Annotated in this window: 14 protein-coding genes; 7 read left to right on the top strand and 7 right to left on the bottom strand. The window is 43.8% G+C overall.

Going from position 1 to position 22317, the window contains the following annotated elements:
- Positions 1–23: 23 nt before the first annotated feature.
- The gene (locus tag AC04NP_RS13280; RefSeq protein ID WP_482860246.1) at positions 24–1391 is read left to right on the top strand and encodes a RagB/SusD family nutrient uptake outer membrane protein; all 1368 of its coding nucleotides are present in this window, start codon (positions 24–26) and stop codon (positions 1389–1391) included.
- Positions 1392–1477: 86 nt separating this feature from the next.
- On the opposite strand, the gene AC04NP_RS13275 is transcribed toward AC04NP_RS13280, so the two are convergent.
- The 5 genes from AC04NP_RS13275 to AC04NP_RS13255 all read right to left on the bottom strand — a co-directional run bounded on the left by AC04NP_RS13275 (position 1478) and on the right by AC04NP_RS13255 (position 8161).
- Positions 1478–2140 (bottom strand): SanA/YdcF family protein, encoded by a 663-nt coding sequence (locus AC04NP_RS13275; protein WP_482860245.1) that lies wholly within the window; start codon positions 2138–2140, stop codon positions 1478–1480.
- The gene (locus AC04NP_RS13270) at positions 2106–2819 is read right to left on the bottom strand and encodes a TrmH family RNA methyltransferase (RefSeq protein WP_482860244.1); all 714 of its coding nucleotides are present in this window, start codon (positions 2817–2819) and stop codon (positions 2106–2108) included. Before AC04NP_RS13270 ends, AC04NP_RS13275 begins: the two co-directional genes overlap by 35 nt.
- Before the next feature lie 15 nt (positions 2820–2834).
- On the bottom strand, positions 2835–5504 hold the full coding sequence (locus tag AC04NP_RS13265; protein ID WP_482860243.1) for a DNA gyrase/topoisomerase IV subunit A: 2670 nt from the start codon (positions 5502–5504) through the stop codon (positions 2835–2837).
- Between the two features lie 95 nt (positions 5505–5599).
- Positions 5600–7462, bottom strand: a complete 1863-nt coding sequence (locus tag AC04NP_RS13260) for a DNA topoisomerase IV subunit B (RefSeq protein ID WP_482860242.1) — start codon at positions 7460–7462, stop codon at positions 5600–5602.
- A 240-nt stretch (positions 7463–7702) separates the two neighbouring features.
- Positions 7703–8161, bottom strand: coding sequence for a hypothetical protein (locus tag AC04NP_RS13255; RefSeq protein WP_482860241.1), 459 nt, complete (start codon positions 8159–8161; stop codon positions 7703–7705).
- 113 nt (positions 8162–8274) lie between these two features.
- Between AC04NP_RS13255 and AC04NP_RS13250 the strand changes: the two genes are divergently transcribed.
- The 5 genes from AC04NP_RS13250 to AC04NP_RS13230 all read left to right on the top strand — a co-directional run bounded on the left by AC04NP_RS13250 (position 8275) and on the right by AC04NP_RS13230 (position 16181).
- Positions 8275–8658 carry a hypothetical protein gene (locus tag AC04NP_RS13250; protein ID WP_482860240.1) on the top strand — a complete coding sequence of 128 codons (384 nt, stop codon included), beginning with the start codon at positions 8275–8277 and terminating at the stop codon, positions 8656–8658.
- 119 nt (positions 8659–8777) lie between these two features.
- Positions 8778–9410, top strand: coding sequence for an RNA polymerase sigma-70 factor (locus AC04NP_RS13245; RefSeq protein ID WP_482860239.1), 633 nt, complete (start codon positions 8778–8780; stop codon positions 9408–9410).
- A 93-nt stretch (positions 9411–9503) separates the two neighbouring features.
- Positions 9504–10535, top strand: a complete 1032-nt coding sequence (locus AC04NP_RS13240) for a FecR family protein (RefSeq protein ID WP_482860238.1) — start codon at positions 9504–9506, stop codon at positions 10533–10535.
- 282 nt (positions 10536–10817) lie between these two features.
- Entirely contained in the window at positions 10818–14300 is a 3483-nt protein-coding gene (locus AC04NP_RS13235) for a SusC/RagA family TonB-linked outer membrane protein (protein WP_482860237.1), read from the top strand.
- A 21-nt stretch (positions 14301–14321) separates the two neighbouring features.
- Positions 14322–16181 carry a RagB/SusD family nutrient uptake outer membrane protein gene (locus AC04NP_RS13230; protein WP_482860236.1) on the top strand — a complete coding sequence of 620 codons (1860 nt, stop codon included), beginning with the start codon at positions 14322–14324 and terminating at the stop codon, positions 16179–16181.
- A 209-nt stretch (positions 16182–16390) separates the two neighbouring features.
- Here AC04NP_RS13230 and AC04NP_RS13225 read toward each other — a convergent pair whose 3' ends face one another.
- Both AC04NP_RS13225 and AC04NP_RS13220 read right to left on the bottom strand, forming a co-directional pair.
- Entirely contained in the window at positions 16391–18814 is a 2424-nt protein-coding gene (locus AC04NP_RS13225; RefSeq protein WP_482860235.1) for a glycoside hydrolase family 31 protein, read from the bottom strand.
- A 202-nt stretch (positions 18815–19016) separates the two neighbouring features.
- Positions 19017–20039 (bottom strand): LacI family DNA-binding transcriptional regulator, encoded by a 1023-nt coding sequence (locus AC04NP_RS13220; protein ID WP_482860234.1) that lies wholly within the window; start codon positions 20037–20039, stop codon positions 19017–19019.
- A 334-nt stretch (positions 20040–20373) separates the two neighbouring features.
- Between AC04NP_RS13220 and glgB the strand changes: the two genes are divergently transcribed.
- Entirely contained in the window at positions 20374–22311 is a 1938-nt protein-coding gene (glgB, locus tag AC04NP_RS13215) for a 1,4-alpha-glucan branching protein GlgB (protein WP_482860233.1), read from the top strand.
- Positions 22312–22317 lie beyond the last annotated feature (6 nt).

The following is a 22317-nucleotide window of genomic DNA, read 5'->3' as shown; positions in this document are numbered from 1 at the left end:
TTATCTAATCGTAACGAATTGCAATGATGAAATTTTCTATAAAAAAAATACAGCGCCGCTATCGTGCATGGATGTTTGCTACAGCCATTTTTTTAATCGCCGGTTGCGATGGAAAACTGGATCTCAACCCACAGGATGCTGTAGACGAGTCTATTGCTCTGGATACCTCAGACAAAGTGGAGGCGGCACTTACAGGCGCTTATGATGCACTGGGTGAAAGGGATGTTTACGCAGGGGAGCTTTTCAGGGACTCGGAGTTATTAGCTGACAATGGTGAGTTATCATGGGAGGGAACCTTTCTGGACCCACGCCAGTTCTTCACAAAAAATATACAGGTAGATAATTTTAATGTCGCCGAGACGTGGCTGGAAATGTATGAGGCCATCAATCGTACCAATAATGTATTAAGTGCACTTGGTGTAGTGGATGTCGATATTGTCGGCCGGGTGGAAGGTGAAGCGAAATTTATTCGAGGCACAGTTTATTTTGAGCTGGTAAGGGTATTTGCCAAAACCTGGCAGGATGGAGACCCTGCTTCAAACCTCGGTGTTCCTATCGTATTGGCACCGACAAACATAATTACAGCGGAAAACAATGTCTCACGAAATACAGTAGCCGAGGTATATCGACAAGTAATCAGCGACCTTACGGATGCCGTTAACTTGCTACCTGAAAAAAACGGTGTATTTGCCAGTACCTACGCCGCAAGTGCCATGTTATCCAGGGTATATATGATGCAGGCCGACTATGCCGCCGCAGCGGCCGCGGCCGACCGTGTCATCCAGTCAGGGCAATATGAACTGGTTGATGATTATGCCGATGCCTTTAATAATTCCTCCAACACCAGCGAAGATATTTTTGCCATGCAGGTATCTTCGCAGGATGGGGAAAATCGTATGAATACCTTTTTTGCACCACCTGACAACAGTGGTCGTGGAGATATTCCAATCCTGGATGCCCACTTCGCACTTTACGAAGATGGTGATGAAAGGCTTGACCTGTTTTATGTGTCAGATGACCTGACATGGACCGGAAAATGGAGTAATCAATTTAGCATCGTGAATGTAATCCGTTCTGCAGAAATGTATTTGACCAGGGCAGAAGCCAACTTCAGGGAAGGCACCATTGTGGGAGACACCCCACTGAATGATATCAACCTTGTCAGATCCAGGGCCGGTCTTGATGATCTTGACGCCCTTACCCTCGATGATATCCTGCTCGAAAGAAAACTCGAGCTCGCCTTTGAGGGCCAGGCTATTCACGATCTTAAAAGGACACAGCGTCCGGTGGGTTCAATCTTATTCGATGACAATGCGCTGGTATATCCCATACCACTACGGGAAATGGATGCCAACCCCGGTCTGGCCGGCCAGCAAAACTCTGGCTACTGAAAACCGCAATTACACAATCACAAAATACACACCAACCGGAGGAACCACCCCCCCTCCGGTTTTTCATTTTCATTTTGATTTTTATTTTAATTTACCTCGATAAATTCCTTCTTACCCCAGTGTTTCGGCTCCTTTCCAAAAACATACAAATCCAGAATCGCTAAAGGACGGGCCAGCATTTCCCGCATTTTTACCTTCCAGGAAAACCCAAGCGGCGGACTGGCAGCAATGTAGGCCACTGCATCCAGGTCATAATACTGGCTGATAAACAAAGCCCGGTGTGCATGGAATTTTTGGGTGATGATGGTGAATTTCGATTGTCCGAATATCTCTTTGCAGCGAACCACCGAATCGAGGGTTCTCAGTCCGGCATAATCAAGGGTGATGAGACTGTCAGGTACCCCTTTTTCAATCAAAGCCTTTTGCATATCCAGGGGCTCATTGTAATAAATGGTGCGGTTATCCCCACTCAGTAAAAAATGTTTGACCTTACCTGATTGAAACAACCTGTAGGCCGTTTCGATTCTGGTCTGAAAATATGGGTTATCATAACCGCTGGCAAGTTTTTTACTGGTACCCAAAACCAGGGCTACATCATTGTGAGGCAGATTCCCGGTTTCAAAATCAATGGAAGAGCGGGTCGAAAGCACGACCCAAAGATTCGCCAGGGAAAAGACCAGCAGTGTTGTGGCAACAAGGGCAATAATTAGTTTTTTAATCAGGTTTACGGTAATTTTCAAACGTGCCATCAATTTGTTTTAAAAACTCCTTCTCCAGAATTTCAGGTTTAGGTACAATCTTCCTGTACCATGCCATTTTCAACGCCTCCTTTTCTTCTTTTCTTAGCCTCCATTGTAAATCGGAATAGTGTAATTTTTGCGTCAGCACACACAATGAAATAGCCACACTAACCGATAAATTATAACTTTCGGTAAAACCCACCATGGGAATATACACAGTTTCATCAGCATGTCGCATAGCTTCTTCACTCAACCCGCTCAACTCTGTTCCAAACACAAGTGCCAGTTTTTGGTCCAATGCTATATCATGGATGGATTTTGCCGCTTTGTTTGGCGTCGTGCCTATTATCTTATAGCCTTTGGCCTTTAAATGATTAATACAATTTAAAGTATTGGATCCCTCCGGTTGACCATGAAAAATAAGGTCTACCCATTTGGAAGCCCCCATGACCACTTTAGGATTCAGCGTATATTTGTTTTTGTTTTCAATGATGTGTAAATCCTGAATGCCAAAACAATCACAAGTCCTGACTACCGCGCTGGCATTCTGGGGGTGGTAGATATCTTCAAGCGCAATGGTAATATGACGGGTTCTGTAACCTAAAACCTCTTCTATTAATTGCTTCTTGTGATCCGTAATGTACTCGGAAAAACAATTGATCAGTTTCTTACGGTATGCTTTGTCCATGTTGTCGGGTTTTGCTCAAAAATCCAGCTCAATAGTATCCCCTATTCCATATCCCCTATCATTTTTATTGTTATTGTCATTTTTATTGTTTTGCTTATCATTTCCCGGCGAATCACCTCTTTTTTCCTCCCGGGGTGTTTCGGGATCCAAAGAGGTAGCATCACTGGCAGGTGTATCCTGTTCCGGTTCTATTAGTTTGATTTTTTTAACCACATACGGAGACAGGCGGTTACCTATAGCCTTCCATCCTTTGACATCGATCAAATCATTTAATTTAACGGTTTCTGTCAGCTTTTCCTTACTTTTCCCCTTCAACAGTTCTAAGGTTGCTTCGGGCGAAGGGTGCAGTGATGCGGCTACCAGTTTAGATCCTTTTGATTCATTAATAAAAGGAAATCTTTTATTGACCGTGGTAGTTTCGATTTGAAACCTTTTTATGTAGTAATTTTTGCTTTCCCCATCATAATGGATGGCGGTGATGACTGTTTCGGGATCAAAACGGTAGATCAAATATACCTTCTTGGGCTCGTATCGGTTAGTCAGCTCATAACCGGTCAATTCGTAGCTGCCATCCTGATAGATGACCAATATTTTGTCCTCACTATTGAATTTACCGATGTGCTTACCCCTTTTCTCGCGATTCAGCCTGCCAACCGTATCATCATACCAGATATCGAGGCCGCTCAACGTTGAAATCCCTGCGGTTCTTAATTCCACCCGCCTAACCGGGTAGCGGGTTAAAATGTTACCTCCCGCTGCCCTGCCCTTGATTTCAAGGTCGGAAAAATCAAAGTCAAAGACCTTTTTTCTTGCTTTGCTGCCTGAGGTGAGCTTAATGGTGACCACCTCTGCTTCGCCATTGGGATTGGCCGTCAGATAAAGCAGTTTTGATCCTTTGCTACCTTTGGTCAGGTCATACGCTTTATCCCGGGTAACGGCAAGCACGTTAAAACGTTTTACCATAGATTTGCCGGTAGTTCCGTCCACGTAGATCGCATTGTAAACCATACGCTCATCCCCTTTTTTCCACACGCCCACGTGCAGGATATCCTTCCCCATAAAAACCTTTTCAGCGATTCTCGACACCATGAATTTGCCATCTTTCCTGATTACTATAACATCATCCAGGTCGGAACATTCCGAAACAAATTCATCTTTTCGAAGACCATAACCGATAAAGCCATCCTTGCGATTCACATAAAGCTTTTGATTATTCGCCGCTACAATGGTGGCTGCGATGGTATCGAAAGACTTGATTTCGGTCTTCCTCTCCCTGCCTTTGCCATATTTTTCCAGCAGATTCTGAAAATAGCTGATCGCAAAATCTGTAATATGCGCCAGGTGATGTTCGGTCTCTTTCAAGTCTTTCTCGAGCTTTTTCATCAATTCGTCCGCTTTGAAGGAATCAAACTTTGAAATTCGCTTTATTTTGATTTCTGTAAGCCGGATGATGTCGTCCTGGGTTATTTTCCGGTAGAACTGCTTTTTATAGGGCTCGAGTCCCTTGTCAATGGTGGACAACACATCTTCCCAGGTTTCACACGCTTCGATATCGCGGTATATTCTGTTCTCAATAAATATTTTTTCGAGGGAGGAAAACAGGATTTTTTCCATCAGTTCACCCCTCTTGATTTCCAGTTCCCTGGTAAGAAGGTCAACCGTTTGATGGGTATTGAGCTTCAGGATTTCATCAACCGGGATGAATACCGGCTTTTCATCAATAATCACACACGCATTGGGAGAAATTGAAATCTCACAATCAGTAAATGCATACAAGGCATCGATGGTGATGTCGGGGGAAGCGCCTGTGGCGAGACTGATCTGTATCTCTACATCTTTGGCGGTGTTATCCACTACCTGTTTGATTTTTATCTTGCCCTTATCATTGGCCTTGATGATAGATTCAATAAGACCACCGGTAGTGGTACCAAAGGGAATATCCTTTATTATCAGTGTCTTTTTATCCACTGCTTCAATTTTTGCCCTCACCTTCACTTTTCCTCCCCGCAAGCCATTGTTGTATTCAGAAAAATCTGCAGTGCCTCCTGTAGGGAAATCCGGATAAATGCTGGTTTTTTTACCTTTCAGCACATCCATGGAACCTTTGATAAGTTCACAAAAGTTATGGGGCAGTATTTTTGTGGAAAGTCCTACGGCAATTCCCTCCACACCCTGTGCCAGCAACAATGGAAATTTCACCGGTAATGTCACCGGTTCCTTTTTCCTGCCATCATATGACAGTTGCCATTCGGTAGTTTGCGGATTATATACCACATCGAGGGCAAATCCGGATAATCGTGCTTCGATATACCGGGGAGCAGCCGCGCTGTCGCCGGTTCTGACATCCCCCCAATTGCCCTGGGTATCGATCAAAAGGTCTTTCTGCCCTATGTTAACCATCGAGTCACCGATAGAGGCATCGCCATGTGGGTGATACTGCATCGTGTGGCCAATCACGTTGGCTACTTTGTTGAACCGCCCGTCATCCATCTCCTTTAACGAATGCATGATTCGTCGTTGCACAGGCTTGAAACCGTCCTCGATCGCAGGCACAGCCCGTTCGAGAATCACATAAGAAGCATAGTCCAAAAACCAATTCTCGTACATTCCCGATACCGGAACCACATCGTGGATGGCATCGTCATGGTTTGGATCCAACTCCTGATTTTCATTGTTTTCTTCCATTTATGCTTTTTACTTGTAAGTTATCCAATCCCGGTTTTCTGCATCTAATGTTAAAATGGCGCAGCTTATAAGCCGGAATTTTATAAAGTCAGCCACTACGTTGTTTCTTCCACCGGATCTTTTTCAATTTTCAGGTTATCAATGATAAACGACTGGCGGTCGGGGGTATTTTTTCCCATGTAAAATTGTAAAATCTGCTTGATGCTTGTGTCTTTTCTCAAAATTATCGGCTCTAACCTGATATCATCACCGATGAATTTACCGAACTCATCCGGCGAGATTTCACCCAATCCCTTAAACCTGGTTATTTCCGGCTTGTTGCCTAATTTTTGCGCAGCCGCCTCTTTTTCTTCTTCGCTGTAACAATAAATGGTCTCTTTTTTGTTTCTTACCCTGAATAACGGCGTCTCCAGGATATAAACATGGCCATGTTTTACCAGGTCGGGAAAAAACTGAAGAAAAAAAGTCAGCAATAGCAACCGGATGTGCATCCCATCTACATCGGCGTCTGTCGCGACAACAATTTTTCTATAGCGGAGCCCATCAAGCCCGTTCTCAATATTCAGGGCGTGTTGCAACAGGTTAAACTCCTCATTTTCATAGACTACTTTTTTGGTCAGGTTGTAGCAGTTCAAAGGTTTTCCTCTTAAACTAAAAACAGCCTGGGTTTGCACATTGCGGGATTTGGTAATCGAGCCGCTCGCCGAATCACCCTCGGTAATGAAAATCATGGTTTCATCTTTCAGACCACCGGATTTGTCACTGTAATGTATGCGGCAATCCCTTAGCTTCTTGTTGTGTAAGTTTGCCTTTTTCGCACGCTCGTTGGCTATTTTTTTGATTCCGGCAATTTCCTTTCTCTCTCTTTCGGATTGCAGGATACGTTTCAGCAGCGCATCTGCTGAGTCAGCGTGTTGATGCAGGTAATTGTCCAGTGCTTTTTTCACAAAATCATTGACAAAGCTCCGCATAGTGGCACCATCGGGAGCTACATTTAGCGAACCAAGCTTGGTTTTGGTCTGGGATTCAAAAACCGGCTCCTGTACCCGTACCGCAATGGAGCCCACAATACCCATTCTTATATCTGTCGCATCAAATTCTTTTTTATAAAAGTCCCGGAGTGTTTTTACAACGGCCTCCCGCAGGGCTGCCAGGTGTGTTCCGCCCTGAGTCGTATGCTGCCCGTTTACAAAGGAATAATACTCCTCACCATATTGATTGGAATGGGTCAGGGCAATTTCTATGTCTTCACCTTTTAAATGGATGATCGGGTAACGAATACTGTCTTCATCGGTTTTTCTGTCCAGCAGGTCGTATAACCCTTTTTCCGAATGATATTTCACCCCATTAAAATTGATGGTGAGCCCTGCATTGAGAAAACAATAATTCCAGATCTGATCCTCCAGGTATTCCGGGATAAAATGATAATGCTTAAAAACCGTATCATCTGGCTTAAAAACGATCAGGGTACCATTCCGGCCACCGGTTTTTTCAATTTTAGCATTATTGATGATCTGTCCACGCTTGAATTCCGCTATTTTAGTCTCACCGTTCCGGTAAGACTGTACTTTGAAGTAGTTGGAAAGCGCATTGACGGCCTTGGTACCGACGCCATTCAAACCCACGGACTTTTGAAAAGCTTTGGAGTCATATTTCCCTCCCGTGTTTATTTTTGATACACAATCCACCACCTTGCCCAGTGGAATACCGCGTCCATAATCCCTTACTTCTACCTTATGATCACCGATTTTGACTTCAATGGTTTTACCATGGCCCATCACATGTTCATCAATGCAATTATCTATAATCTCCTTCACCAATACATATATGCCATCGTCCTGAGCGGAACCGTCGCCGAGCTTGCCAATATACATCCCCGGCCGTAGCCTGATATGCTCTTTCCAGTCCAGCGACTTTATACTATCCTCGGTGTATTCATAGGTTGTTTGATCTGCCATTGTTGCTTTCTGCTCCTTCTTCTTTACTACTTACATTCGAAATTGTACATTTTACAAACTTAAAAATACAAAGCTTTTTCTAAAATAAAACTGATGAAATGGATTATTAAGGTGAAGTTTTTATTGAATCATAGGATTAATAAATAATGTATAAATATCTAATAATTAATTATTTATAGATTATACTTTAAAGTAAATTTCTAACTTCGTACCCCATTAAGATCTGAGACAAGCAGCCCTTTAGAACCTGGCCACCAGCCTTTTTGCAACTACAAAAATCAGCAAAAATAACCAGATGACAAGCAATACAGGGCCAACATAAGCAAGGGTCGCATAGTGGCCGATGCCGGCACGTTCGGTATTGTTAATAATCCCAATAATAACTAACGACAAAATCAGAAAAATATTGATTACCACAAGGAAGGAAAGGGACCAGTTAGTCAGGTTCTTCTTAAAACTTATCTCCGATCCCGGCAATGTATTAATCAATCTTACCACAAAAAAAGAGGTCGTACTCACTATCGCAAATATGCCGACCATGACATAAAAAAGGTTGCCTTTGTTGACAAGTAATTCCCTGATACCGCCTAAATCGACCGGTAGTTTAACCGGATCGGGCAAATAGGCATACACATACAACAAAACGCCTAAAAACGCTAAAGAAGAGATTACCCTAACGGCCTTAACTATAGAAATCATATTTTATAAATACTTGTCGGAATATTTCACGCTGCAATTTATATCAAATTGATAAGATTTCATTTATTTTAGGCATAATAGATTTACCAAATCAGTTAAATACTATAAACCGGATGATGAATTTATCACGATCACTGTTCCTTATGATTGCTGCCTGTCTGCTGGCCCATTGTTCGCAGGTTACGACCATTGACGGGTTGGACACCGAAACCTGGAAAACCGATAAAAACGGCTGTAACAAAAGCAGGCAGACATTGGAGAAATCATTTTTGGAACATAAGGACAAACTTAAAGGCTACAGTCAACGGGAAATCGGCAGGATACTTGGGAAACCGGACGAGGTGGATTTATATAAAAGAAATCAAAAATTCTTTGTTTATCATATCTTCCCCGGCCGGCGGTGTGAAGGTGTGGACATAACAGGCCGCCCCCGGTCACTATACATCCGGTTTAGCGCTATGGATGTATCGAATGAGGTATTTGTGCGTGATTATTAAATAAAAAACGTCAAATACTCCCCATTTGATTAGTTATTTCAGGATGCAATGTGATACGTTCTTTTGGTTAATTACCAGAATTATACTAATTTGAATGATCGTCATGAAGCATTTTGATTTTGAAAAGTTCTCAAAAATATCTGCAAAGTTTAACGCACAAGATTGCTAAAGAGCATGATCATCGATCTTTCAGACAATTGTTTAATTATTATTATGAAAAGCTGTTCAGGGTAGCTTTTCATTTTGTAAAATCAGAATACCTGGCAGAAGAGGTAATTTCAGAACTGTTCATTAATCTTTGGAAAAAAAGAAATGACCTCACCCACATCCGCAACATAGATGCTTTTTTGTATTACTCAGCCAAAAACAAGTCTATAGATTATTTGCGGAAAATGAAGAAATCCAAAGTTGTGCCCATCGAATTCGCACGCGAAACATCCGGCCCTAACCGTGATGACCCGGAAGCCATGATGATCGAAGATGAATTCCGAAGTAAGGTAAACGCCTCCGTGATGAGCCTCCCGCCCAAGTGTCAGTTAATCTACAGAATGGTAAAAGAGGATGGCTTAAAGTATGGTGAGGTTGCCGATCTCCTGGAGATTTCTGTCAAAACGGTTGAATTTCATATGGGTAATGCCCTGAAAAAGCTGAGAAAGGACCTCAGTGCATACATTTCAGCAAAGCAAGAAAGAAACCACCTGGACAAAACAGGCATTAACATGGCGCTTGTAGCGGCTTTTCTCTCTTTTTGATTGCCATTTTTTAATTTAATCGATTGCCCACCTGGGGTAAAGGGAAAATGTGACGTCTTCTCAGTAAAACCGACACGGTTTAACCGCTCATACATGTTGGAAGAAAAAAAAATTTACCAAATTATTGCCAAAGAATTTGCTGGCGAGATTAGCGACCTCGAGCGTTTCCAACTTGAGGCATGGAAAAAGGAGTCTTTTTTAAATCAGAATATTTACCTCACCCTCAAAAGGGCCTGGCATGAAAACTCCGTTGTGACAAACCCCTCCAGGGAAGAAAAATTATTTCAAAAAATCACAGCCCGTATCAATGAGGATGACCAGCCGGAAAAGCCAAAGCCACTTTACCTCCAATCCACACGAAAGAAAAACTTCTATGGGAAATATGCCAGAGCGGCGATGATAATTATTATAGTGATGAGTGCCTGGTTCCTTCAAAACATGCAAACACATAACAACCAAAAAGCGGTAAACCCAGCGGTTGCCTTCATTGAAAAAACCAATCCGAATGGCCAGAAATCCAACATTCATTTGTCAGACGGCACGGTCATAACGATGAATGCCGGTAGCAGGATTAAATACCCGGCCGTATTTCCAAAAGATAAAAGGGTAATAGAATTAGAGGGAGAAGCTTTTTTTGCTGTGGCCGGCGACTCTAAAAGGCCTTTTACAGTCCTTTCCGGTACACTTTCTACGACAGCTTTGGGAACGGCCTTTAACATCAAAGCCTTTCCGGAAGAAAAAAGGCTGAAAATCTCTTTAGCCGAAGGTAAAGTGGTAGTGAACAGGATCGATCAGCCTGATGAAGAGCGCTATGTCCTTAATCCGGGTGAAAGCATAGAATACAATAAACAAAACCGTAATATCAAAAAGATCAGATTTTCACCGGAAAGTGAATTCGCATGGAAGGAAGGGATCATCACCTTTAAAAAGGCCTCATTCGATGAAATCGTTCACACATTAGAAAGATGGTATGGGGTAAAGTTCATAGTGCAACGAAAGAAGGTCATAAAAAAAGGTTTTACCGGAAGTTTCAAGAAGAAGTCATTAGAGGAAGTCCTCAACGGCATTGGTTTTTCCTCCGATTTTCAATATGAAATTAGAGATAAGACGGTCGTCATTAGGTGAGAAGACTATCGCATAAAGTAAGAAAGTTATCATTGAAGCATGAGTATTTAACTAATTAATTATGAGAATATTATAACGAATTCTAATTATTTTGAAATCTAATCCTGATGCCTATGAGAATACCCAAGACGAACTAAACCAAAAAGCCAGTCACCCAAAAGCAACTGGCTCTCTGTATCCTTTCCTCAAGCCTCATAAGATATTGCCGAATACTTTTTGGCCTGGGAAAGGCTGGTTATGCTTTTGATAAAATATTACCTACCAAAAACATCATTTAAAATTATGAATGAAAAATTACTATCGCAAATATTACTTATGTCGAGATTTACACTTTACAGCATTTGCATTCAGTGCATGTTGTGTAGCATGCTTTTGGCAAAAAACAGCAATGCACAAAAAGTGAGTATTAGAGACATTTACCTATCCATAGATTTGCAAAACACTTCATTAGATGAGGCGCTTAGCAAGATTAGCGAAGAAACCAGTTTTTCATTTGCTTACAATGAAGGGATTGTTAACAAACGGAAAAAAATCAATGTTAAGGTAGAGAATCAGTCATTGGAAGAGCTGCTTCTCATTATTTCAAGGGATGCCAACCTTGCTTTTAAACGAATCAATGAGAACATTTACGTTAATACGTTGCGAAGAACAAAAATACCGGTCTCAGAGATTCTTCCTGTAGCCATCGTTCGTGTGACCGGAAGGGTAACTGATGAAAACGGAGAGGGACTACCCTCTGTGAACATTCTGGTCAAAGGTACTGCAACCGGTACCATTTCAGATATTGACGGAAATTATCAAATTGAGGTAGAGAAAGGCAATACATTAATTTTTTCTTCGATAGGCTATGTTACGCGCGAAGTGGTGGTTGGTGAAGAAACAGTCATTAATGTCTCACTGAGTCCCGATGTCTCCACTTTGTCCGAAGTGGTTGTAGTCGGATACGGGGAGCAGAAAAAAGTTACGATCACAGGATCGGTTGCCGCGGTAAAGGGAGAGGAATTGGTAAAATCACCGGCTATTAACCTTACCAATTCCCTGGCCGGCCGTGTACCTGGGCTGATTGTTACACAATCCAGTGCAGAACCGGGATTCGATAACGCGGCTATAAGAATACGGGGTACCAATACTTTTAACAATACAGGGGCACTGGTGGTAATAGATGGGGTACCGAACAGAAGCGGGGGCATCAGCAGAATCAACCCGCTGGATATTGAAAGTATTTCGGTTTTAAAAGACGCCTCGGCGGCTATTTATGGGGCAAGGGCTGCCAACGGTGTCATTTTGATAACCACTAAAAGAGGAAAAAGAGGGAAACCGGAGTTCACCTATTCGTTTAATCAGGGATGGGCCCAGCCTACTTCAGTTCCTGATGTGGCCAATGCCGCAGAATATGCGGAATTAAGGAATGAACTTGAAGTATATAACCTCCCCGTTGATGAATGGCAGGCGGCCACAGATGCCTTCAATGCTACCGGTACTTTCACGCGTCCCAACGGATCAGTCAGAAATGCCCCTTTTTCTCCTGAGGACATCGAGTTGTTTAAGAACGGCAATGATCCCTGGGGTCATCCGGATACGGACTGGTTTGAGGAGACTTTTAAGACCTGGTCACCACAGACCAGACATAACCTGCAAATGACCGGGGGATCCGATAATTTTACCTATCTGGCTTCCATTGGCTACCAGAACCAGGATGCTTATTACAAAAAATCTGCTACCGGGTACAAACAGTACGATATAAGGATCAACCTGGATGGGCAGATCAATGATTACATCAAAACCAGCATTGGCCTGGTTGGGCGTGAGGAGTTCAGGTTTTTTCCTACGCAAAGTGCAGGTGCCATATTCAGGATGCTTACGAGGGGACGGCCCACGGAACCGGCTTTCTGGCCCAACGGGCTGCCAGGACCCGATATTGAAAATGGACAGAACCCTGTGGTAATTACCACCAATCAAACCGGTTATGACCGCGGCAGACGAGACTACTTTCAGACCAATGGTACCCTGGACATAGCGGTTCCATGGATCGATGGTTTAAAACTTCAGGGTACCGCGGCTATTGATAAATTCATTGAAAGAAGAAAAGTATGGCAAACACCATGGTTCCTGTACACCTGGGATGGCAGTTCGTTTGAAACAGACGGAGTCACTCCCGCACTTGTAAAAGGTAAACGTGGCCCTGCCGAACCCAGGCTAACCCAGGCAGATGAGAATCAACTCAACATATTACTGGGAGCCACGGCAACCTATGAGCGTTCCTTTGGGGATCATGAACTGGTATTCCTCGCCGGTGTTAACAGGGAAACTGTCGAATTCGACGGCTTTAATGCTTTTCGACGGTTTTTTATCTCCACGGCGATTGATCAGCTATTTGCCGGAGGAGATGAGCAGCAAGACAATAGTGGCATAGCTTTTGAAGAAGCAAGACTGAATTATTTTGGACGGGTTGGCTATAATTTTCAGCAAAAATATCTCTTCGAATTTTTATGGAGATATGATGGTTCTTTTTTATTTCCCGAAGATACGCGATTCGGGTTCTTTCCGGGTGTCTCTGCAGGATGGGTCATTTCCGAAGAAAACTTCTTTAAAAATGCGGTGCCATTTTTTGACTTTCTGAAAATCAGGGGATCGTGGGGACAACTGGGTAATGATGATGTGAAGCCGGGAGGTGTCAAAATACCACCGCTCAACTATTTATCCACCTATGGATTTGGTACCTGGGTGATCAATTCTGCGGAAGTCACAACCCTGAGGGAAACCAGGGTGCCGAATCCAGCCATTACCTGGGAAGTCGCCAACAATAGTAATCTGGGAATAGAGGCTGAATTTCTGGACCAGAAGTTCAACTTTGAATTCGACGTATTCTACAACAAACGCACGGACATCTTAACTACCCCATCTGCCTCATTACCGGATATCACGGGAATTACACCCCCCAGACAAAACATCGGAGAGGTTGAAAACAAGGGTTTTGATTTTTTACTTGGCTACAGTCATCAGATAGGCGAGCTGCAATTCAATATAAGTGTTAACGGAGGTTATTCCAAAAACAAGCTCCTTTTCTCAGATGAAGCCGAAGGTGCCCCGGATTGGCAAAGGGCCACTGGTCAACCGTTATTTTCCAACCTGGTTTACCTGTATGATGGCGTTTTTGCCGATCAGGAAGATATCGATTCAGAAACACTCGACTACGCTGCCTTAACCAATAACCTTCGCCCCGGTGATATGAAGTTCCAGGATTTTGACGGCGACGGGGCGATTACGCCGGATGACCGGGTGAGAACAGGCAAAAACCATATTCCAAGGTTTCAGGGAGGGGTTAACCTTAGCGCAAGATACAGGAATTTTGATTTAACAATTTTATTTCAGGGGGCTTCGGGAGGCGAAATATTTCTGAACTTCAGCGAGTCCGGAACTATTGGCAACTACACGGCCAGCGTTTATGATAACCGCTGGACTGTCAACAACCCGAGCAGTGAACATCCGCGCATCTCTAACCGGGGGGATCAGTATTTCAGCCATGGAAACACCTATTGGAGAAGCGATACGGACTACATCCGGTTAAAAAACTTTGAATTGGGTTATACACTTCCTTTTTCCCTTTCAGACAGGATCGGTATGAATAACCTGAGGTTTTATGTAAACGGATTGAATTTGTTTACTATAACCGATGCTTTATTTGATCCGGAAGGTGATGATCCACGGGGAAGGGATTACCCGAATGCCAGAATCATCAATACCGGCTTGTCAGTGACTTTTTAGGGATATTAAACATTGAATATTATGAGAAATGAGTTAAACCTGTATATACTGATAGTGGCCTTATTGTCCATGTTGACAGGCTGCGATGATGACTTTTTGAATACCAAACCTTTAAACGAAGTGTCGGAGGCAGACGTGTGGACCGATGAAGATCTGGCTGAGGCCGCCGTTACCGGCATTTACCAAGGCTTGGGAGATGGTGGGTTTGATGAACAAATGCTGGCTTCCCTTACCGACGAGGCTGTATTTACACATGCAGGCCGGGGAATCAATACCGTAACAGAATCCCGCGCTAACTCAGATAACCGCGGTTGGGTAAACGCTACCTATGATTGGGATGATATGTACAGGGTGATAAGAGCCGCCAACATAGCCATCAGCGAGCTCAGGGAACCACAGTTTGAAAATACAACACAAGCAGAGCGCCTGCTTGGAGAAGCCTTGTTTTTACGGGCCTACTACTATCACCAATTGGTAAGATACTATGGTGGTGTTCCCCTGGTTAGTGAACCCCTTACCCTGGATTCTGAATTTAAAATTCCCCGAAGCACTTTTGAAGCGTCTGTTAACTTCATTATAAGCGATTGTGATGAAGCCTTCGGCCTGCTGGATGACAAAAGCCCGGACCCGGGCAGGGCAACGGCCGAAGCAGCGCTGGCCCTGAAATCCCGGATTTTGTTATACGCGGCCAGTGACCTGCACGATATACCGACTGCTTCTTCCAAATCCTCTCTGATAGGTGGTTTCAGTAACCCGGAATTGATCGGTTATGTCTCGGGAGATCAAAACGCGCGATGGATAGCTGCCCTCAACGCTGCAAAAGCAGTCCTTGATTTAGGAGGCTTTGGATACGAACTGGGCCTTACCGCTCCGGTATCCTTTGAAGAGGCCAAACAAAACTACATTAACCTATCCCTCTCCAGGAACGGGGGTGAAAGTGAAGCCATTTGGTCCCGGCAATTTATCGAAGACAAAGGCGATAGCGGTACAAGAATGGGACTATTCAACGGACCGAACGGCTACCACAACTGGGCAGGTAATGCACCGCTTCAGAATCTGATTGACGACTATGAAATGATGGATGGCTCGGCATTTGACTGGGACAACCCAGCCCATGCCAGCGCCCCCTATGAAAACAGGGACCCCCGCTTTTACGCAACAGTCCTGTACGATGGTGCAAACTGGAAACCAAGGCCTTCGGATGTTACTTTGAGAGATCCTGCCAATCAAATTCAAACAGGTCAGTACGAAATTATTGATGAAAGTGGCGCTAAGGTTATCCACTTCGGGCTGGACACAAGGCAAGGGCCCATAGAGGATTGGAATGGAACCCGCAGCGGATATTACATGAGAAAATTCATCGATCCCAATCCCAGTATTATTGATCAAACCGACCGGCAGGAAGTTCCCTGGGTATTCTTCCGTTACACGGAGGCCATTTTCAACTATGTCGAAGCCCTGCTGGAAACCGGTGGAAGTGAGGAAGAGGCAAGGAACTGGCTCAATCGGATCCGTTACAGAGTCGGGATGCCCGCTATTGGTGCGTCAGGGCCTGCCTTAATGGAAAAGTACCGCCAGGAGCGTCGGATTGAAATGGCTTTTGAGGAACAACGCTATCACGATGCGAGACGCTGGATGATCGCTCCGGAAACCATCGGACAAAAAGCCCGGATCATCGAAATCAGTGGTACCCTGAAGCCTGGTAGTATGGTGACAAGATATGCGTTCGATCCGTCCGATTACGATTACACCTATACCCCTACCGAGCTCGATCCGGGCATTGAAAACCGGATGTGGCTCGATAAAAGCTATTACGTACCTATTTCCCGGAGTGAACTCAATGCTAATACCACTTTAATACAAAACCCCGGATACCAATGATGTGAAACATCCGCGAATGCTTAATTATTATATCACACCCAATAAATCTATACCGGTTGCTACCGGTATAGATTTATTGGCTTTTATCATGTTACAAATCCATAGCAACAGCCCTATACAAATCCGATGTGTAAAAACTTAAACCGGAGAATATTTCTTGTATATTTAGAACTTAACTGTGGCAATCCTATGGAAAACGAACGTTTGTATTACCAGGTTATCTCCAGCATGTCGCCGTTATCCTGAATGGTGATCACTCGCACATCTTCCTCGATCACTTTACCTGCGGGTTCAACAGGGTCGAATTTAGTAATAGCTTTCAAATAGCTAAACGCTACAGACCGCGTGGGCTTTTCTTCACCATTTATCATCAACCTGTCCAACGCTCCGAATCCATGCAGAATAAGTTGAATTTGTGTGAATTTAGACTTAAAGTTACCAATTGGCTTATTAAATTTAATAGATTGATTATCAGGATTATATGAAATAAGTCTTTTGTGATATGCACCTTTTTCAAAATCATAGGTATTGCCATCGTCTTCGTAATACAAAAACTCATTGACGGTGTTACCCCGGTAAATATGCAAAATCAATCTGACATCAGGTTTTTCAGCGGTGGACTGCACCGACGTTTGGGCCGGGATGATGCTACCGGCCTTGACGAATACAGGTAGTTTTTCAACCGGGGCCTCTGCGATTAGCAACTGTTCACCATCAAAACGTTGACCTGAATGAAAATCATACCACTCTCCCTCGGGCAGATAAACTTTGCAGAACTTCTGGGCACTGGGGAGGGGACAAATCAAAAACCAGGGGCCAAATAAATACTGATGCTGGAATAATTTATCATAAATCTGATCATCGTGTGTATAGTCGATGGCAAGGCTTCTGCAAACTGGCATTCCCGTTTGCGTGGCTTCAAAAAACAGCGAATAAATATAGGGCATCAACTGATAGCGAAGGTCGATATAATTTCTGGATATTTCCTCTACCGCCTCTCCAAAAGCCCAGGGTTCGGAATCTCTGCTGTTAACGATAGAATGTCCCCTGAAAAAAGGTGAAAATGCACCGATGGAAATCCATCTGGCAAAAAGATCCACCGAGGCTTCACCGTCAAAACCGCCTACATCATAGCCGGTGAAGGCGACGCCAGTCAGTCCGAAACTATTGACCAACCTCACCCCGAGTAACATGTGCTCATCGTCAGCGACATTATCGCCGGTCCAGACCGCAGAATATCGCTGAATACCTGAAAAAGCAGATCTGGTCAGGTTAAAAGGCCTTTTACCATTCAACAGCTTTTTAGTGCCTTCGAAGGTGCTTCTGGCCATTTGAAAGCCATATACATTTCTTCCTTTTTTGGTGAAGCCCTTGTTACCTTCATAATGAAATTGTATGTTTTCAGGCACCATTTGACCCCAGGTGGCAATTTCATTCATATCATTCCAAAAGCCATCTACTCCGAGTGCCACATAATCCGTAAATAGCCCGCCCCACCAATTCCGGGTTTTCGGGTGGGTGAAATCAGGAAAATGGCACCATCCCGGCCATACTTCCCCCGAAAAACAAGTGCCATCGGGATATTTCAGGAAAACATCTTCTTCCATGCCCTTTTCATAGGCCTCATATCCCTCTTCAATTTTGATCCCGGGGTCACACATCACCACTACATGAAAGTCCATATCCCTGAGTGACTGCACCAATTCATCAGGTTTTGGGAATTTTATAGGATTCCAGGTAAATATTTTGTAAGCATCCATGTAGTGGATATCCAATACAATGACATCGGCCGGAATCTGCTTTTGGCGAAAGGAACTGGCAATATTTAAAACTTTTGAGTCGGGATAATAACTGTACCGGCATTGCTGATAGCCAATACTCCATACCGGCGGAATTTCCATTCTTCCGGTCAGGTAGGTGTAATTCTCCAGGATTTTAGCAACACTGTCGTTATGAATGAAATAATAATTCATGTCACCGTCTTCAGCCATGAAAGAAGAAAACCTGTTATTGGAGGCCCCGAAGTTGAAATGGGATTTGTTGGAGTTATCAAAAAAGATACCATAGGCCAGATTGTTATGAATACCCATGTAAAAAGGAAGGGAACAATACAAAGGATCTGTCTCGAGACCGTAAGAAAACTTGTCAGTGTTCCAATTGATATAACCCTGTCCACGGCGATCCAAATCACCGATTTTTTCACCTAGTCCTACAAATCGCTCCCCCTCTTGCAACTTTTTGTAGGCAGTCACTTCGGAACCGATCCAGGAGGTGCCGAAGGCCTCATCATCTTCGTTGATAATTTTGCCGTGAGCATCATAAAAACTGAACCTGACCGGTTCCCTGGAAATGTGCAAAGTCATCAGCGCTGTGGTTATCTTAATCACAGCTTCCAGCTCCTCCACCCGGAAGTCCACGTCTTTGGCCGGACCAACCACAGCGTACGAAAAATCATCAAAATCGGAATAGTTGGTCACAGAAACCCGGAAAATCGAATGGTCAATAACTAATATGCGAAACTGGCCATAAGAGGTAATACCGTGAATCCCATTTTCAATGTATTCCAGGGATTCCAATTTGCCTAAAGAATAAAAACCAGCTCTCTGCGCGGAAGTCTCTACGGTACTATACATAAGAAGATTATGAATTTGGAGGATCTAAATTAAGCAGAAAAATTCAAATTCCATTCACCTCTGTATCCCGGGACTTCCCAGAAAAAAGGTTTGTTCATATGATTTAAATGTCTTTTTTTTGATTTTGGAATGTTTCAATCGTTTGCGTAATTTTTTCAAAAAAAAATAAAAAATTGAAATCATCTGATGTAAAAACGCAATATCAGGATTTCATCGTGGATCCCCTGATGACAAGCCTGGTTGGGATGACTTTGGTTTGTGGCACATAGCTATCCCCGCCATTTTCTATCTGATCCAGAAACAACCTGGCTGCCTCCTGCCCCATTTCAAATCCTGATTGGGAAATCGTCGAAAGGCCGGGTTCCACAAAAGAAGAAAACTGCCAGTCACTGAAGCCAATTACCGCACATTCTTCCGGAATTTTGATACCTCTTTCCTTGATTGCCAGCATAGCACCGTATGCCACCACATCATTGTGAGCGAAGACAGCATCGGGCATTTCAGGCAGGGCCAACAGCCGGTGCATCAATGCTTTGGCCGGTTCAAGTTCCAGCATGCCCGCGTAGGAAGCAAGTTTTTCATCAAAGGGAAGACCATATTTCTCTAATGCCGCCCTATAGCCGTCATACCTGTTTTTACAGATCAAAAGGTTTAAATCTCCATACAAATGGGCAATTCTTCGCTTGCCGGTTGATATAAGATGTTCCACTGCCTTAAAACCGGCTTCGAAATCATCGATAATGACCCGGTCGGTTTTAAGCTCCGGGCAAATCCTGTCAAAAAAAACAAGCGGTATGCCCCTTTCCACCAGTTCTTTAAAATGATCGATATGCCTGGTTTCCTTTGACATAGACACCAGCAGGCCATCGACCCGGTGTGAGATCATGGACCGGGTATCGCTTACTTCCCTTTCGTAAGATTCACTGGATTGGCTGATTATCACGTTGTAACCCTTTTCATAGGCCACATCTTCAATCCCGCTGATGACCGTGGAGAAGAAAAAATGAACAAATTCCGGAATAATAATGCCGATGGTGTATGTTTTGCTTTTCCGCAGGCTCAAGGCAATGGAATTTGGCTGGTAATGAAGTTTTTCAGCCAGATCATTCACCGCCTTTTTGGTTTTAGGGCTTATATCAGGATGGTCTTTCAGGGCTCTCGAAACAGTTGAAGGAGAAATCTCCAACTCCCTGGCGATATCCTTTATGGTTACCTGTGCATTCATAGGAATTTAGGTGAATAACTATTTACAATTTCTTTTGGTTGAATTTGGTTAAATGCGTTTAAAAGACCCGCTTTATTAAATCTAAAAAACTTAGCTTTCAAATAAAACAAAACAGCTAAGAATTAATGCCCGAATCGGCCTTATTTTATTTTACGCAAACGATTGAAATGAAGTTATTGTGTTTTTTTGCCGGACCTGCTCCAAAAGCCTGACCTTATGCTATTCTGTCTGATTTTATTTTTTTATTCAGGGAGATGAACATTATTTAGATTTTTGCTTAATTTCACTTCCTCATTTTAATACCGATAAGTTAAGATCAATCTGAAAAAAAACTATGCCCAACGAATCAGGCAACACCAACCAGGCCAACGTAATTTCCTATTCCTTATTCACCGACTTTGATATCAATCTGTTCAAAAGCGGAAAGCATTTCAGGCTGTATGAAAAACTGGGAGCACATGTAACAGAACATAACGGACAATCAGGAACCTATTTTGCGGTCTGGGCACCGAATGCGAAAAAAGTGTCAGTAGTGGGGGATTTTAATTACTGGAACCCTGATGAACATATTTTGCAGGTAAGGTGGGACAGCTCCGGCATTTGGGAGGGGTTCATTCCCGGTGTTCGACAGGGCCATATTTACAAATATAAAATCTACTCAAATGAGTATGATCAGATTCTTGAGAAAGGTGATCCTTTTGCCTTGCTCTGGGAAGTGCCTCCCAAAACTGCTTCGGTGGTTTGGGACTTACACTACGACTGGCAGGATAGCAACTGGCTCGACAACAGGGCCTCGCATAACTCCCTGGACCGGCCATTTTCAATCTACGAAGTGCACATGGGTTCCTGGAAGCGCAAATTTGACCAGGGGAACGAATCCCTGAGTTATGATGAACTGGCTAACGCGCTCGTAAATCATGTAAAGGCGTCCGGCTTTACGCATGTGGAATTTTTGCCAGTGATGGAACATCCTTTTTTTGGCTCGTGGGGCTATCAGACCACGGGATATTACGCACCGAGTGCCAGATATGGCACCCCCCAGGAATTTATGATGCTGATGGATAAATTCCATGAGGCCGGGATCGGGGTCATCCTTGATTGGGTACCCTCCCACTTTCCCGATGACGCGCACGGACTGATACATTTCGATGGGACCGCTTTGTATGAACATGCCGACCCTAAAAAGGGTTTTCACCCGGATTGGGAAAGTTATATTTTTAATTATGGCAGGAATGAAATCAGATCATTTCTAATCAGCAATGCCATCTTTTGGTTGGATAAATATCATGCAGACGGGCTCAGGGTAGATGCTGTAGCTTCCATGTTATACCTCGACTATTCCCGCAAAGAAGGCGAGTGGATACCTAATCAGTTCGGTGGAAGGGAAAACCTGGAGGCCATAGATTTTCTGAAAGCACTGAATGAGGAGATCTACAAATCATTTCCTACTGTACAAATCATCGCCGAAGAATCAACCGCCTGGCCTATGGTCTCGAGGCCCACTTCCATGGGAGGGCTGGGATTCGGTATGAAATGGATGATGGGTTGGATGCACGATACCCTGGAATATTTTTCAAAAGATCCCATTTACAGAAAGTACCATCAAAACGACCTTACCTTCAGCCTGAATTATGCGTTTACTGAAAACTTTGTGTTACCGCTATCCCATGACGAAGTGGTACATGGTAAGGGGGCACTCATTCAAAGAATGCCCGGTGATGAATGGCAACGATTTGCCAACCTCCGTTTAATGTATACCTACATGTTTACCCACCCGGGCACCAAGTTGCTTTTTATGGGGGCTGAATTCGGCCAAACCAGCGAATGGAGACATGACCAAAGCCTGGAGTGGCATCTTTTGGACCATGATCCCCATAAAGGTGTTTATGAAATAATAAAGGATCTAAACAAACTTTACAAAAGCGAACCTGCCCTGTATGAACAGGGATTTGAAGGTGGTGGATTTGAATGGATTAACCTGTCGGATCACGAAAACTCGGTGTTGATTTATCTCAGAAAAGGGCATAACCCCGACCAATACATCCTGATAGCTGCCAACTTTACCCCTACCCCTCACCACGGTTATCAATTTGGCGTTCCTCATCACCGCAACTGGAAAGAAATCCTTAACAGCGACCACCAACAATACTGGGGATCAGGTATGCTTAACAGTGGTATTATTGAAGTCAGGGAAGCCCCTCTGCACGGGAGACCCTATTCGATTCGGATTGACCTGCCACCCCTGGCGGCTGTCGTGCTCAAGGGAGCATGATTTCAA

Source organism: Agaribacillus sp. DX54, assembly GCF_056858335.1.
This window is presented reverse-complemented; position numbering and strand designations above follow the sequence as displayed.

Bases quoted from the DNA above. Each gene is read 5' to 3' on its own strand.
- AC04NP_RS13280 (WP_482860246.1), top strand. From the start codon at position 24: ATGATGAAATTTTCTATAAAAAAAATACAGCGCCGCTATCGTGCATGG.
- AC04NP_RS13275 (WP_482860245.1), bottom strand. From the start codon at position 2,140: ATGGCACGTTTGAAAATTACCGTAAACCTGATTAAAAAACTAATTATT.
- AC04NP_RS13270 (WP_482860244.1), bottom strand. From the start codon at position 2,819: ATGGACAAAGCATACCGTAAGAAACTGATCAATTGTTTTTCCGAGTAC.
- AC04NP_RS13265 (WP_482860243.1), bottom strand. From the start codon at position 5,504: ATGGAAGAAAACAATGAAAATCAGGAGTTGGATCCAAACCATGACGAT.
- AC04NP_RS13260 (WP_482860242.1), bottom strand. From the start codon at position 7,462: ATGGCAGATCAAACAACCTATGAATACACCGAGGATAGTATAAAGTCG.
- AC04NP_RS13255 (WP_482860241.1), bottom strand. From the start codon at position 8,161: ATGATTTCTATAGTTAAGGCCGTTAGGGTAATCTCTTCTTTAGCGTTT.
- AC04NP_RS13250 (WP_482860240.1), top strand. From the start codon at position 8,275: ATGATGAATTTATCACGATCACTGTTCCTTATGATTGCTGCCTGTCTG.
- AC04NP_RS13240 (WP_482860238.1), top strand. From the start codon at position 9,504: ATGTTGGAAGAAAAAAAAATTTACCAAATTATTGCCAAAGAATTTGCT.
- AC04NP_RS13235 (WP_482860237.1), top strand. From the start codon at position 10,818: ATGAATGAAAAATTACTATCGCAAATATTACTTATGTCGAGATTTACA.
- AC04NP_RS13230 (WP_482860236.1), top strand. From the start codon at position 14,322: ATGAGAAATGAGTTAAACCTGTATATACTGATAGTGGCCTTATTGTCC.
- AC04NP_RS13225 (WP_482860235.1), bottom strand. From the start codon at position 18,814: ATGTATAGTACCGTAGAGACTTCCGCGCAGAGAGCTGGTTTTTATTCT.
- AC04NP_RS13220 (WP_482860234.1), bottom strand. From the start codon at position 20,039: ATGAATGCACAGGTAACCATAAAGGATATCGCCAGGGAGTTGGAGATT.
- glgB (WP_482860233.1), top strand. From the start codon at position 20,374: ATGCCCAACGAATCAGGCAACACCAACCAGGCCAACGTAATTTCCTAT.